The sequence below is a fragment of the Rhodococcus ruber NBRC 15591 genome (assembly GCF_001894945.1).
GTDB classification, from domain to species: domain Bacteria; phylum Actinomycetota; class Actinomycetes; order Mycobacteriales; family Mycobacteriaceae; genus Rhodococcus; species Rhodococcus ruber.
Window position 1 is genome coordinate 250,000 of the sequence record NZ_BCXE01000001.1, and the last position, 13,482, is coordinate 263,481.

Below are 13,482 nucleotides of genomic sequence, written 5' to 3' on the forward strand. Positions count from 1 at the left end.
TCCCCGAGACGCTTTCGTTACATGGCGGTACCGACCATACAGGAAGCGATGCGTTTCCGTTACCCTACCGTGATGTAACGCGCTGAGCTGGGCAAACGGCTGGGCTGGGGGTTACGACGAGATCGAGGCGTGACCGATCAGGGTGCGGGCGGCGCCGGGCACAGCGCCGGGACGAGACACGGCAGCGGCGGCAGCACCGGCGCGGCCGGCGGTGCCTCGACAGCCGGCGCGGCCGGCGGTGCCTCGACTGCCGGCGCGGGGACGGGGACCGGCTCGACCGCGGGAGCCGGGACCGGCGCCGGCGTGGGTGCCGTCGTGGTCCCGGACACGGGTGCGGGAACGGTCTCCGCGACGTCGACGGTGTTCGGCCGGGCCGGAACGGCCGGCGGCGCCAAGGGCGGGACGACGATCCCCGGCGAGACCGCGGCGCCCTTCTCGTACGCGGCCGACCAGGCCTGCACGTTGGCGACGAACTCCGGCGACGGATCGAACCGGGCAGCCGCGCGGGCGCGGGCGTCGGCCTCGGCCAGGCGCGCGTCGTCCGAGCACAGCCAGGCGCCGGCCGCCAGACCGGCGTCGAAGACGTTCTGGGGATCCGCGGTGCCGTCCGCGTTGCCGTCGGCGGAGAACTGCGACCAGACCGCCGGGGGCAGCTGCATCGGCCCGAGTCTGCCCGTGCCGGGAGCCACGCGCGCGGTCGTGAGCGTGCCCAGCACGTCGGTGCGTCCCGAGTCGGCGTGCTGCGACGTGATCCGTCCGATCGCGGCGAGCAGATGCCACGGCAGTGCGCACTCGGGCTCATCGATCGCAAGCTGCATCTCGGCCGCCCGGTACGCGTAGAGCACCAGCTCCGGGATCGCCAGGGGGCCCTCACCGGCCAGCACGGGCGACGGCTGTCCGGGTGCGACCGTGACCTCGGGCGGAAGATCCGCCGCGGGAGCGCCGGCCGGAGCCTCGGCCCCGCGTACGGGTCGCGGCGCCGCCGGGTCCGCCGGCAGGACCCCGACCCCGGTGCTGCCGTCCGCCGCCGTCACGGCGACCGGCTCCCTGTGCTCCGTCGCAGCCACCGGTGCCGGGGACGACGCGACCGCCGCGAACCCGGCACCGAGCACCACCGGCACCGCGATCAGACCCTGCCAGCGCACGCCATCACCCCACAGACCTACTCGTCGCGGACAGTCACCCCACCGACACCATCGACGGGCTGTGATGGACGTTACAGCGCGTCACGTCTCAGCGGCGGGCCGGGCGCGTTTTGCCGGATGCCGTCGACGTCGTGTCCTCCTCCTCCGGTTCGATCAGCAGCGCGCGCAGATCGTCGAGCTCGCGCCGGAGGTAGTCGCGGGTGGCCACCTCGCCGACCGCCAGCCGCAGCGCCGCCAGCTCCCGCGCGAGGAACTCGGTGTCGGCCTTGGTCTGGGCGGCGCGTGCCCGGTCCACCTCGAGTGACACCCGGTCCCGGTTCTCCTGCCGGTTCTGGGCGAGCAGGATCAGCGGCGCGGCGTAGGCGGCCTGCGTGGAGAACGCGAGGTTCAGCAGGATGAAGGGGTACGGATCCCACTGCAACGTCACGGCGAAGACGTTGAGCAGGATCCACACGATCACCACGACCGTCTGGATGGCCAGGTAGCGCCCGGTGCCGAGGAACCGGGCGATCGATTCGCTGACGCGGCCGACCGCCTCGACGTCGAAGTTGACCCGGAACCGGCCGGTTCGGGGAGTGTCGAGGCGCTGCCGGGCCACGGCGGAACGGTCACTCATCGTCGGCCTCCTCTTCGCGCCAGTCCTCGGGCAGCAGGTGATCGAGCACGTCGTCCACCGTCACGGCACCGAGCAGGTGCCCCTCGTCGTCCAGCACGGGCCCGCACACCAGGTTGTACGTCGCGAAGTACCGGGTGACCGCGGTGAGCGAATCGTCGGGGTCCAGTCGTGGCAGGTCGTTGTCCACGATCCCGCCCACCAGGCCGGCCGGCGGCTCCCGGAGCAGCTGCTGCAGGTGCACGCAGCCGAGATACTTGCCCGTCGGGGTCGCGGTGGGCGGCCGGACGACGAACACCATGGACGCCAGCGCCGGGGTGAGGTCCGGGTTGCGCACCCGGGCCAGTGCCTCGGCCACCGTCGTCGCCGGGGTGAGCACCACCGGCTCGGGGGTCATGAGGCCGCCGGCGGTGTCGGGGGAGTGCTCGAGCAACCGCCGCACCGGCTCGGAATCCTCCGGATCCATCAGGCGCAGCAGCGACTCGGCGTCCGAGTCGGGCAGCTCGCCGAGCAGATCGGCGGCGTCGTCGGGGTCCATCGCCTCGAGCAGGTCCGCGGCGCGTTCCACCTCGAGGTGCATCAGCAGATCGGTCTGGTCGTCGGTCGGCAGCTCCTGCACGACGTCGGCGAGCCGCTCGTCGTCCAGGGCGACCGCCACCTCGTGCCGGCGCTTCTCCGGCAGCTCGCGCAGCGCGTTCGCGACGTCGGCGGCGCGCATGTCCTCGAACTGCAGCAGCAGCTGCGAGACACCCTGGCCGGGCATTCCGAGGTTGCTGTAGGTCAGCCCGTGCACGTGCTGCCAGTCCACGACATGGATCGCGGACCGCCGGCCCAACCGGCCGCGCTGGGCCCGCACGGCCACGCGCGAGACCACCCAGTCCCGGGTGCGGGTCAGTTCGATGCCGAGATCGACGACGACCACGTCCACGCCCGCGAGCTCACCCAGCTCGGGGTCGTCGACCCGGACCTTCGAATCGAGCACCTGCGCGAGCGCCAGCACCTCGGTCGGTCGCTGCGTGAACCGGCGCAGGCTGACGTTGCCGGTGTTCAGGGTGACGGCCCCCGGCTCGATCGCCGTCACCCGCAGCATCGGCACGAATATTCGCTTGCGCGTCGGCAGTTCGACGACCAGACCGAGCACCCGGGGCTGCTGCCGCCCGATCCGGATGGTGAGCACGACGTCGCGCACCCGGCCGATCGACTCGCCGTCGGGTCCCAGGACCACCAGACCTGCGAGCCTCGCCGCGAATACCTTGCTCACTGCTGCCATGATGGTCAGGCTAGAACGTGCGGTCGTCGATTTCGGAACACGGAGGTCTGCCCAGCCCATGTCGTTCGACTTCAGGCCCCGCAGGTCCGTGCTCGCCGTTCCCGGCAGCAGCCGCAAGATGATCGACAAGGCCAAGGGCCTGCCTGCCGACGAGGTGTTCCTCGATCTCGAGGACGCCGTCTCCCCGCTGGCGAAGGAGCAGGCCCGCACGACGATCGTCGAGGCGCTGAACGACGGCGGGTGGGGCGAGCAGCTGAAGGTGGTGCGGGTCAACGACTGGACCACCGATGCCACCTATCTCGACGTCGCCACCGTGGTGGGGGGCGCCGGCGCGCACCTCGATGCGATCCTGCTGCCGAAGGTTCCCGACGCGAGCCATGTGCAGGCGCTCGATCTCCTGCTGACTCAGGTGGAGAAGGCCCACGGGCTCGAGGTCGGGCGCATCGGTATCGAGCCGCAGATCGAGGACGCTCTCGGGCTGACCAACATCAACGCGATCGCCACCGCCAGCCCGCGCGTGCAGACGCTGGTGTTCGGCCCGGCCGACTTCATGGCGAGCATCAACATGCGCACCCTCGTCGTCGGGGAGCAGCCCGACGGCTACGACCGCGGCGACGCCTACCACCACATCCTCATGACCATCCTCATGGCGGCCCGGGCCCACGGGCTGCAGGCGATCGACGGGCCGTATCTCCAGATCCGCGACGTCGAGGCGTTCCGGCGCTCCGCGCAGCGGACCGCGGCCCTCGGCTTCGACGGCAAGTGGGTGCTGCACCCCAGCCAGATTGACGCCGCGAACGAGGTCTTCAGTCCGCGGCAGGAGGACTACGACAAGGCCGAGATGATCCTCGACGCCTACGAGTGGCACACCTCCGCGGCTGGCGGCGCGCGCGGCGCCGCGATGCTCGGGGACGAGATGATCGACGAGGCCAGCCGCAAGATGGCGCTGGTGATCTCGGCGAAGGGCCGGGCAGCCGGAATGGCCCGCACCACGACGTTCGAGCCGCCGCAGTAGGCGGCTGCGCCGCCGGTGTGTCCTTTGGGCGGTGGGAGCAGCCCAAAGGACGCACCGGCGCCGAAGGCGCAGACGGGCAGAATGGACAGGGTGCGCCGGATCGGGGCGCGCAGTCACGAGAAGGAGCCGAAGATGACCAACCCCCTCGGACAGCCGGGACGCGCCACGCCGGGCCTGCCGACTCCGCCGAGCGGCTGGCCGGTCGGTTCGTACACGACCTACGCCGAGGCGCAGCGCGCTGTCGACCATCTCTCGGACCAGTCCTTCCCGGTCGAGGACGTCACCATCGTGGGTGTCGATCTCATGCAGGTCGAGCGGGTCACCGGCCGGTTGACGTGGGCGAAGGTGATCGGCGGCGGCATCGCCTCCGGCGCCTGGCTCGGTCTGTTCTTCGGTCTGCTGCTCGGGATCTTCTCGACCGATTTCCTCGGCCCCCTGCTCGTCGGCATGGTCGGTGGCATCGTCTTCGGCCTGATCTCCACGACCATCCCGTACGCCGCGACGCGCGGCCAGCGCGACTTCTCGTCGACGATGCAGCTGGTGGCCGGCCGCTACGACGTGCTGTGCGCGCCGCGCAACGCGGAACGGGCACGGGACCTGCTCGCCAAGCTCGCGTTGTAGACCGTTCGATCACAGTTCCGTTCCGGGCGGCAGTTGAGTCGCGCGGCGGCGTCCGGTGCGTTACGTTCGCACCAAGTGTGACGGAAGTCACCGTCGCGCAGGACGACGGCTGGAGGCTGCGGTGCGGAGACGGGCGGTGCGGGTCGGACTGGTGGGCGCCGCGGCGGTGTTCGCCCTGTCGTCGGTCGCGGCGTGCGGCAGCGAGTCCGACGGGACGGTACTGAGCTTCTACACCGCCGCCGACGGCGCGGAGCAGTACGCTGCCGCGGCGGCGAACTGCACCGCCGCCGCCGGTGGCCGGTACACCATCGAGCAGCGCACCCTGCCCAAGGGCGCCGACGACCAGCGGCTGCAGCTCGCGCGGCGGCTCACCGGCGGGGACGACACCCTCGACCTGATGACACTCGACGTCGTGTGGACGGCCGAGTTCGCCGAGGCGGGCTGGGCGCTGCCGCTGCCGCCGGACGTCGCGGCCGCGGTGTCCGAAGGCACCCTCGCCGGACCGCTGGAGTCCGCCACGTGGCAGGGCACCCTCTATGCGGCACCGCTGAACACCAACACCCAGTTGCTCTGGTATCGCAAGGACCTGATGCCCGACGGGCGGCCACCGCAGACGTGGGACGAGATGATCGACATCGCGAGCGGGCTCGCGGCCGAGGGCCGCCCCAGCTGGATCGGGGTGCAGGCCCGCCAGTACGAGGGCCTGATGGTGTGGTTCAACACCCTGCTCGCCAGCGCCGGCGGATCGGTCGTGGCAGAGGACGGCACCACCGTCACCGTGGCCGACGGTGACGCCGCGGTGACGGCTCTGGACATCATGAAGCGGGTGGCGACCGCGCCCGGTGCGGACCCGTCGCTGAACCAGTCCGACGAGGCCGCTGCGCGTCTCGGTATGGAGAGCGGCAAGGCCGCGTTCCAGGTGAACTGGCCGTTCGTCTACCCCGGCATCGTCGAGAACTCCGAGAAGGGCTTTCTGCCCTTCGTCGACGAGAACGGCAACGTGACCGCCGAGAACACCGGCAACACGGTCCTGACGGTGAACGGCGAGCAGAACTTCCTCCCCGCCCCGTACCCGTCGGTGGTCCCCGGCAAGCCGGCCGAGGTCACGATCGGCGGGTTCAATATCGGGGTCGCCCGCACCACCAGGTATCCCGACCTCGCGTTCGAAGCCGTGCAGTGCCTGCGCAACGAGGAGAACCAGCGCAACAACGCCGTCGGCGGCGGTGTCCCGCCCACGCTGGCATCGCTGTACGACGATCCGGAGTTCCAGCAGGCATACCCGATGTGGCGGGAGGTGCGCGAGAGTCTCGAGAACGCGGCGGTGCGCCCGGTTTCGCCTGCGTATCAGAGCATTTCGACGCTCATCACCGCGACTCTCAATCCGGTCGACCAGATCGACCCGCCGCGCACGGTCGACGAACTCGCCGAGCAGGTCCGCAAGGCGGTCAATTCGGAAGGGCTGATCCCGTGACCACCACGCCCGCAACCCGACCCGTCCCACCGGCCGAGGGCGACCGGCCCGTATCGTCCGAGCGCGGGAAAGTTGTTCTGTCCGAAGGGAAGAAGGCCGAACGCCGACTCGGGCTGTGGCTGGTCGCGCCCGCGGCGCTGATGATGCTCGCCGTCACCGCCTACCCCGTGGGGTACGCGGTGTGGCTGAGCCTGCAGCGGTACGACCTGCGCTTCCCCGACGAGCGTGAATTCGTCGGATTCGCCAACTACGTCTCGGTCCTCACCGATGCGTTCTGGTGGCAGGCCTTCTTCGTCACCGCCGGCATCACCGTCGTGTCGGTGGCGATCGAATTCGTCCTGGGGCTGGCGCTGGCGCTGATCATGCACCGCACCATCGTCGGCAAGGGCACCGTCCGCACCGTGGTGCTGATCCCGTACGGGATCGTCACCGTCGCCGCCGCCTACAGCTGGTACTACGCCTGGACGCCGGGCACCGGCTACCTGGCGAATCTGCTCCCCGAGGGCAGCGCCCCACTGACCGAACAACTTCCGTCACTGGCGATCATCGTGCTCGCCGAGGTGTGGAAGACCACCCCGTTCATGGCGCTGCTGCTCCTCGCCGGGCTGGCGCTCGTCCCGGACGACCTGCTGCGCGCGTCCCAGGTCGACGGCGCGGGTGCGTGGACCCGGCTGACCAAGATCATCGTCCCGCTGATGAAGCCGGCGATCCTGGTGGCGCTGCTGTTCCGCACGCTCGACGCGTTCCGCATCTTCGACAACATCTACGTCCTCACGCGCGGGTCGAACGGCACGGGCTCGGTGTCGATCCTCGGATACGACAACCTGTTCAAAGCATTCAACCTGGGCATCGGCTCGGCGATCAGCGTCCTGATCTTCCTGTGCGTGGCGATCATCGCGTTCATGTTCATCAAACTGTTCGGGGCCTCGGCGCCCGGCTCCGATGCGGAAGGGAAGCGGTGATGACGACGACCGAAACCCCGCGGCGCAAACTGAGCTGGTCGGCGGTGAACCTGCTCGTACTGCTGTACGCACTCGTGCCGGTGCTGTGGATCGCCAGCCTGTCGTTCAAGCCGGCCGGCACGATCAAGGACGGGCGCTTCATCCCCCAGGAATGGACCCTGGACAACTACCGCGGCATCTTCCGCACCGACGCATTCACCAGCGCACTGATCAACTCGATCGGCATCGGACTGATCGCCACGGTGATCGCGGTGGTCATCGGCACCATGGCGGCGTACGCGATCGCCCGGCTCGACTTCCCGGGCAAGAAGATCCTCGTCGGTGTCGCGCTGCTGATCGCGATGTTCCCGCAGATCTCGCTCGTCAGCCCGCTGTTCGACATCATCCGCAGACTCGGGCTGTTCGACACCTGGGCGGGCCTGATCATCCCGTACATCACCTTCTCCCTGCCCCTGGCGATCTACACGCTCTCGGCGTTCTTCAAGGAGATCCCGTGGGAACTCGAGAAGGCCGCCAAGATGGACGGCGCCACACCCGGGCAGGCCTTCCGGAAGGTGGTGGCGCCGCTGGCGGCGCCGGGCATCGTCACCGCCGCGATCCTGGTGTTCATCTTCTGCTGGAACGACCTGTTGTTCGCGATCTCGCTGACGTCCACCGAGCGGTCCATCACCGCGCCCGCGGCAATCGCGAACTTCACCGGAGCCTCCCAGTTCGAGGAGCCCACCGGCTCGATCGCGGCGGCCGCGGTGGTCATCACCATTCCGATCATCGTGTTCGTGCTGATCTTCCAACGTCGCATCGTGGCCGGCCTGACGTCCGGCGCAGTGAAGGGATGACCCACATGGCTGAAATCGTGCTGGACAAGGTGACCAAGCTCTACCCCGACGGGGCGCGAGCGGTCAGCGACGTGGACATGACGATCGCCGACGGCGAGTTCATCATCCTGGTCGGCCCCTCGGGCTGCGGAAAGTCGACGACGCTGAACATGATCGCCGGCCTCGAGGACATCTCCTCCGGCGAGTTGCGGATCGGGGGCGAGCGGGTCAACGAGAAGGCGCCGAAGGACCGCGACATCGCGATGGTGTTCCAGTCGTATGCGCTGTACCCGCACATGACCGTCCGGGAGAACATCGCCTTCCCGCTCACCCTGGCCAAGGTCCCCAAGGACGAGGTCGCGCGAAAGGTGGAGGAGGCGGCGAAGATCCTCGACCTGACCGGCCACCTCGACCGCAAGCCGTCGAACCTGTCGGGCGGGCAGCGACAGCGGGTGGCGATGGGACGGGCGATCGTGCGCAATCCCAAGGCGTTCCTCATGGACGAGCCGCTGTCCAACCTCGACGCCAAGCTGCGGGTGCAGATGCGCACCGAGATCGCCCGGCTGCAGAAGCGCCTGGGCACCACCACGGTGTACGTCACCCACGATCAGACCGAGGCCATGACGCTCGGGGACCGCGTGGTCGTCCTCCGCGGCGGGCTGGTGCAGCAGATCGGTGCCCCGCAGGAGCTCTACGACCGGCCGAAGAACCTGTTCGTGGCGGGGTTCATCGGCTCGCCGTCGATGAACTTCTTCGCCGGCCGGCTCGACGGTGACAGAGTGCGCACCGCGATCGGGGACTTCACGCTGCCGGCCGAGCGGTGGGCGGCCGTGCAGAAGCACGATCCGGGACGTGACGTCGTCGTCGGCATCCGGCCCGAGCACTTCGAGGACGCCGCGCTCCTGGACCCGGCGCAGCGCGAGCAGGGCACCATCTTCACGGTCGACATCGACGTGCTCGAATCCATGGGGTCGGACAAGTACGCGTACTTCACCGTCGAGTCCCCGGAGCTGCATTCGAGCGACCTCGACGATCTGGCAGCCGATGTGGGCGTCGCCGATCTCGCCGGCGGCTCGATGGTCGCGCGGCTGCCCGCCGAGTCCGACGTCGCGAAGGGCCGGCCGGTGCAGCTGTGGTTCGATCCGGCGAAGGTTGCCCTGTTCGACCAGGCGACGGGGGAGAACGTCACCCTCTGACCGAGGAGTGCATAGTAGGCCGGTGGACCTCGACGACATCGCCGACGAGCTGTACGGGCTCGATCCGGGTGAGTTCACCGCGGCCCGTAAGGAGTACGTCGCCCGTGCCCGCGACGCCGGCGACCGGGAACTCGCGGCGGCGGTCGGCCGGCTGCGCAAGCCGACCGTGTCGGCGTGGCTGGTGAACCTCCTCGTCCGCGAGAGACCCGAGGAGATCACGGCCCTGCTCGGACTCGGCGAGGCCCTGCGTACCGCGCAGCGTCAGCTCTCCGGAGCCGAGCTGCGGCGGCTGTCCACCCAGCGACGGCGGGTGATCGGTGCGCTCGAGAAGACGGCCTCCCGGCTCGCCGCCGAGCACGGTCGGCGGGCATCCGAAGCCGCGCTGCGCGAGGTGGGCCAGACCCTGCACGCCGCACTCGCCGAGGCCGAGCTGGCCGAGCAGGTGCGCGGTGGCCGACTCGAGACGCCGCTGGACTACAGCGGGTTCGGACCGGTCGGACTGTCGGTCGTTCCGCCCGCGCCGGAACGGAAGGGCACCGGGGCGGACGACATCGAGGAGGCCGAGCGCACGCGGCGAGCGCTGGAGGCCGCCGTCGCCGAGGCGGAAACGGCGCGGAACACCGCCGACGAGGCCCGGTCGGTGGCGGAGCGCGCACGTGCCGCGGTCGAACAACTCGACGAGCACGTCGCGCGGCTGCGCGAGGAGCTGGGCCGGGTGGAACACCAGCGCGAGTTCGCGCGACGCACCGCCCGGACGGCCGACGAGGACGCCGCGAAGGCCGAGGAGGCGGCGCAGCAGGCGGAGGAGGCGGTGCGCGCACTGCAGGGTTGAGCGGACGCAGAACGGGAAAGGGCTGAGGACGCCCGGTTCCGTCCCGTTCCCGACCGCGAGGTCAGCCCCGGCGGACCGCGTCGGTCTGCCCGGTCGCGGTGTGCTCCGCCGCGAGACCGGACACCGTGCTCCATTCGGCGGCCAGGGCCGTCGCCTCGACCTCGTCCTCCTCGCGGTCGCTCAGTGCGCGCGTGGCCGGTCGCCCGCCGATGAGAACGAGCAGTGCGGCCACGGCCGCGGCCGCGACACCCAACCCGAATGCCGCGACGAATGCGCTCTCGCCGACGACGCCCGTGCCGCGAACGGTCAGCGTGGCCAGCAGGGTCGTGACCACCGCACTGCTGAGCGAACTGCCCACCGTGCGGGCGATGGAGTTGATGCTGTTCGCAACCCCGGTCTGATCGGGACGGATCTCGGCGACGAGCAGGGCGGGCAGTGCGGCATAGGCGAGGCTGACGAAGGTGGTCACGAGGATGCCGGAGACGATCAGCTGCCAGCTCCGGTCGTGCACGACCGCCACCAGGGCGAAGCCGGCGATCCCGAGAATGCACGCTCCGATCAGCACCCATCGGGCGTCGAACCGGTGGATGAGCCGGCCCGCGAGTGCCGCGGCGACCACCCCGACGAGCGCGCCGGGCAGCATGTACACCGCGGTCGCCTCGAGCACGGTGGCGCCGAATCCGTATCCGGCGACGGCGGGCGGCGTCTGCACGAAGTACGCCGTCGCGAGGAAGCTGACGAACATGGCCATGCCGACGAGGAACGCGGCGCCGTGCACCACGAACACCGGCCGATCGGTGAGCATCCGCGGCGGCACGAGCGGCTCGTCGACGTGCCGTTCGAAGAGCAGCCACGCCGCGAGCACGGCCAGCCCGAGTGCGGCGCTCCCGAGGGTGAGCGCCGACGCCCAACCCCACGTTCCGCCCTCGGACAGGGCCAGCAGCACCAGCGCCAGTCCGACGGCCAGCAGGATCGCGCCGAGCCAGTCGATCCGTCCGTCCGCGGACCGCGGTCGTCGCGGCACGACGAGGAACGCGCTCAGCAACGCGACGGCGTTGAACGCCGCCACCAGCCAGAACACGCGACGGTAGTCGCCGCCCGAGACCATCAGGCCGGTGAGCACCATGCCGATCGCGCCACCGACGCCGAGCGTTCCGGAGAACAGGCCCATCGCCCCGATCAACCGCTGCGGCGGCAGTTCGGCCCGCAGCACGGCAATGCCGACGGGGAACAGCGCGAACGACACGCCCTGCAGGACCCGGCCGATCAGCAGGAGCGTGAACGAGTCCGCGGCGGCGCACAGCAGCGAACCGACGAACACCACGACGAGGACGGTGAGCAGGACCGGGCGTTTGCCGCGCAGATCGGCCAGCCGGCCCAGCAGGGGAGTGGTGACGGCGGCCGCGAGCAGGTTCGCGGTCAGGACCCAGCCCGCGGCGGTCGTGCTCACCCCCAGCTGTTCCTGAATGGTGCCGACGATCGGTACGACGGACGTCTGCATCACGGCGATGGTGGTGACGATGAAGCACAGCACCGGAACCAGCAGCCGCGCACCTCTCGGATCGGACATCGGCTCTCCTCGACGCTGCAACATGAAACTAAACTCAACTAAACATCTACCGGACGCTCGGTTGCCCCGTCCAGGTGCAGGCGCCGACGAGGCCGTGTCGGTCCGCCGTGGCAGGGTGTTCCCGTGACGCCGCGCACCCTCACCGTCCGTGCTCTCGGCCGCGCCACCCTCGCCCGTCAGCATCTGTTGCATCGTGCCGACCTCCCGGTGCTCGACGCGGTCGAGCACCTGCTGGGCCTGCAGGCGCAGGCCCCGACACCGCCCTACTTCGCGCTGTGGGCGCGGTTGCGGCGGTTCCGGCCCGCGGCCCTCGCCGACCTCATCGAGGGACGGCACGTGGTGCGCACCGTACTCATGCGCGGCACGGTCTTCGCAGTCTCGGCCGCCGACGCTGCGGCGCTGCGGGACTGGGTCCAGCCACTGCTGGACCGGGACCTGGCCACCAACACCCAGTACGCGGCCGGTCTGGCCGGGGTGGACCTGCGTGAGCTCGCCGCGGCAGGCCGCGACCTGCTCGGCGACGCCCCCCGCAGCCTGCAGGAGCTGCGCCCGTTGCTCGCGGAGCGATTCCCCGGCCGCGATCCGGCCGCGCTCGCCTACGGGCTGCGGAACCTGCTCCCGCTGGTGCAGGTGCCGCCGCGGGGGCTGTGGGGGCGCTCCGGGCAGCCGCGACTCACCCCGCTCGACGAGTGGACCGGTCGCGGACCGGCACGGCCGGACCCGGCCGTCGTCCTCCGGCGATACCTCGCCGCGTTCGGGCCCGCGAGCGTGCGCGACGCCCAGGCCTGGTCGGGGCTGACGCGGCTCGGGGAGGTGTTCGAACGGCTGCGCCCGTCGCTCGAGGTGTTCCGGGACGAGAACGGCGTCGAGCTGTTCGACCTGCCCGACGCCCCGCGCCCGGATCCGGCGACACCGGCGCCGGTGCGGATCCTCGCGCCGTACGACAACGTCCTGCTCTCGCACGCCGACCGGACCCGGATCGTCTCCGACGAGCACCGTCGCCGGATCGTGACGCAGAACGGCATCGTGCGCTCCGCCGTCCTCGTCGACGGGACGGTCGCCGGAACCGCGAAACTGGCCGTCGCGAAGGACTCGGCCGTACTCGAGGTGACCCCGTGGCGGCGCCTGACGGCCCGGCAACGCTCGGCGGTCGAGGCGGAGGGGCTGCGGCTGGCGCGGTTCGGCGGGGCGACCGCCCCCACGCACGAGGTGCGATTCCCCGCGGGGTAGCGGAGAGGCGTGGCGGCAGCCGTGCGTGGGTACAGCCGTGCGTGGGTACAGCCGTGCGTGGGTACTACTGCGCGGACCGAGCTACGTGCAGGAGAAGCAGATGAGCAATCAGACCGAGACGTCCGTCGACCTCGTCGACGCCGTCCGCGAACAGACCCGCGAGTACACCGGCGGGGAGGACATACCCCTCCGGGGCTACACGAAGGTCCTCGCCGGGTACAGCACGCTGGTCACCGTCGCGGTGATCGCCGCGGTGGTCACCGGGCGTCGACTGCCGGAGCGTCTGAGCGGGCAGGACCTCGTCGTGCTCGCCCTCGGCACGCACAAGCTGTCGCGCACGGTGACGAAGGACGCGGTGACCAGCCCCATTCGCGCGCCCTTCACGCGCTACAAGGAGCAGGGCGGCCCGGCCGAGGTGATGGAGGAGGTCCGCGGACCGAGCAACAGTCTCCGGCACAGCCTGGGCGAGTTGCTGAGCTGCCCCTTCTGCTTCGACATGTGGGTCGCGACGTTCTTCACCATCGGAATGGTCTTCGCACCGCGTCCGACCCGGCTCGTCGCCGGGCTGTTCGCCGCCCTCGCCGGGGCAGACTTCCTCCAGTTCGCCTACGCGAAGGCGCAGCAGAGCGTCGAGTGAGGCCGCCGTCCGGGGCGGGGCAGGATTACCGCGCCGGTTCGGAATCCGCCCACGCCACGGCGGGGGCGGATTCCGAAGTCGCGGGCGGATTTACGGGGCGCCCCC

13 protein-coding genes are annotated in these 13,482 nt (G+C 70.6%); 9 read left to right on the forward strand and 4 right to left on the reverse strand.

What is annotated here, in order from left to right:
- Positions 1–137 precede the first annotated feature (137 nt).
- The 3 genes from RR3_RS01175 to RR3_RS01185 form a co-directional block, all read right to left on the reverse strand.
- Complete coding sequence (locus RR3_RS01175; RefSeq protein ID WP_010592443.1) at positions 138–1,145, reverse strand: lysozyme family protein; 1,008 nt, start codon at positions 1,143–1,145, stop codon at positions 138–140.
- An 88-nt stretch (positions 1,146–1,233) separates the two neighbouring features.
- Entirely contained in the window at positions 1,234–1,761 is a 528-nt protein-coding gene (locus tag RR3_RS01180) for a DUF1003 domain-containing protein (RefSeq protein WP_010592442.1), read from the reverse strand.
- Complete coding sequence (locus tag RR3_RS01185) at positions 1,754–3,028, reverse strand: magnesium transporter MgtE N-terminal domain-containing protein (protein ID WP_026138051.1); 1,275 nt, start codon at positions 3,026–3,028, stop codon at positions 1,754–1,756. Before RR3_RS01185 ends, RR3_RS01180 begins: the two co-directional genes overlap by 8 nt.
- Before the next feature lie 58 nt (positions 3,029–3,086).
- Here RR3_RS01185 and RR3_RS01190 point away from each other — a divergent pair, with 58 nt between their 5' ends.
- From RR3_RS01190 to RR3_RS01220, 7 genes are all read left to right on the forward strand, one after another.
- Positions 3,087–4,043 (forward strand): HpcH/HpaI aldolase/citrate lyase family protein, encoded by a 957-nt coding sequence (locus tag RR3_RS01190; RefSeq protein ID WP_017681973.1) that lies wholly within the window; start codon positions 3,087–3,089, stop codon positions 4,041–4,043.
- Positions 4,044–4,175: 132 nt separating this feature from the next.
- Entirely contained in the window at positions 4,176–4,664 is a 489-nt protein-coding gene (locus tag RR3_RS01195; protein ID WP_003936099.1) for a YflT domain-containing protein, read from the forward strand.
- A gap of 136 nt (positions 4,665–4,800) precedes the next feature.
- Positions 4,801–6,135, forward strand: coding sequence for an ABC transporter substrate-binding protein (locus RR3_RS01200; protein WP_064066160.1), 1,335 nt, complete (start codon positions 4,801–4,803; stop codon positions 6,133–6,135).
- A gap of 77 nt (positions 6,136–6,212) precedes the next feature.
- On the forward strand, positions 6,213–7,097 hold the full coding sequence (locus RR3_RS01205) for a carbohydrate ABC transporter permease (protein WP_174557540.1): 885 nt from the start codon (positions 6,213–6,215) through the stop codon (positions 7,095–7,097).
- Positions 7,097–7,933, forward strand: coding sequence for a carbohydrate ABC transporter permease (locus RR3_RS01210; protein WP_010592437.1), 837 nt, complete (start codon positions 7,097–7,099; stop codon positions 7,931–7,933). Before RR3_RS01205 ends, RR3_RS01210 begins: the two co-directional genes overlap by 1 nt.
- A 5-nt stretch (positions 7,934–7,938) precedes the next feature.
- Positions 7,939–9,108 carry an ABC transporter ATP-binding protein gene (locus RR3_RS01215; RefSeq protein ID WP_010592436.1) on the forward strand — a complete coding sequence of 390 codons (1,170 nt, stop codon included), beginning with the start codon at positions 7,939–7,941 and terminating at the stop codon, positions 9,106–9,108.
- Positions 9,109–9,130: 22 nt separating this feature from the next.
- Positions 9,131–9,940: a hypothetical protein gene (locus tag RR3_RS01220; protein WP_017681977.1), complete on the forward strand. Its 810-nt coding sequence runs from the start codon at positions 9,131–9,133 to the stop codon at positions 9,938–9,940.
- A 61-nt stretch (positions 9,941–10,001) separates the two neighbouring features.
- Here RR3_RS01220 and RR3_RS01225 read toward each other — a convergent pair whose 3' ends face one another.
- On the reverse strand, positions 10,002–11,510 hold the full coding sequence (locus RR3_RS01225; protein WP_064066159.1) for an MFS transporter: 1,509 nt from the start codon (positions 11,508–11,510) through the stop codon (positions 10,002–10,004).
- Between the two features lie 123 nt (positions 11,511–11,633).
- Between RR3_RS01225 and RR3_RS01230 the strand changes: the two genes are divergently transcribed.
- Entirely contained in the window at positions 11,634–12,740 is a 1,107-nt protein-coding gene (locus RR3_RS01230) for a winged helix DNA-binding domain-containing protein (protein WP_017681979.1), read from the forward strand.
- A 100-nt stretch (positions 12,741–12,840) separates the two neighbouring features.
- Entirely contained in the window at positions 12,841–13,377 is a 537-nt protein-coding gene (locus RR3_RS01235) for a DUF1360 domain-containing protein (RefSeq protein ID WP_026138052.1), read from the forward strand.
- The last annotated feature ends 105 nt before the right edge of the window (positions 13,378–13,482 follow it).

Coding starts and splice junctions, on each gene's coding strand:
- RR3_RS01235 (WP_026138052.1), top strand. CDS start 12,841: ATGAGCAATCAGACCGAGACGTCCGTCGACCTCGTCGACGCCGTCCGC.
- RR3_RS01180 (WP_010592442.1), bottom strand. CDS start 1,761: ATGAGTGACCGTTCCGCCGTGGCCCGGCAGCGCCTCGACACTCCCCGA.
- RR3_RS01195 (WP_003936099.1), top strand. CDS start 4,176: ATGACCAACCCCCTCGGACAGCCGGGACGCGCCACGCCGGGCCTGCCG.
- RR3_RS01185 (WP_026138051.1), bottom strand. CDS start 3,028: ATGGCAGCAGTGAGCAAGGTATTCGCGGCGAGGCTCGCAGGTCTGGTG.
- RR3_RS01225 (WP_064066159.1), bottom strand. CDS start 11,510: ATGTCCGATCCGAGAGGTGCGCGGCTGCTGGTTCCGGTGCTGTGCTTC.
- RR3_RS01190 (WP_017681973.1), top strand. CDS start 3,087: ATGTCGTTCGACTTCAGGCCCCGCAGGTCCGTGCTCGCCGTTCCCGGC.
- RR3_RS01210 (WP_010592437.1), top strand. CDS start 7,097: ATGACGACGACCGAAACCCCGCGGCGCAAACTGAGCTGGTCGGCGGTG.
- RR3_RS01215 (WP_010592436.1), top strand. CDS start 7,939: ATGGCTGAAATCGTGCTGGACAAGGTGACCAAGCTCTACCCCGACGGG.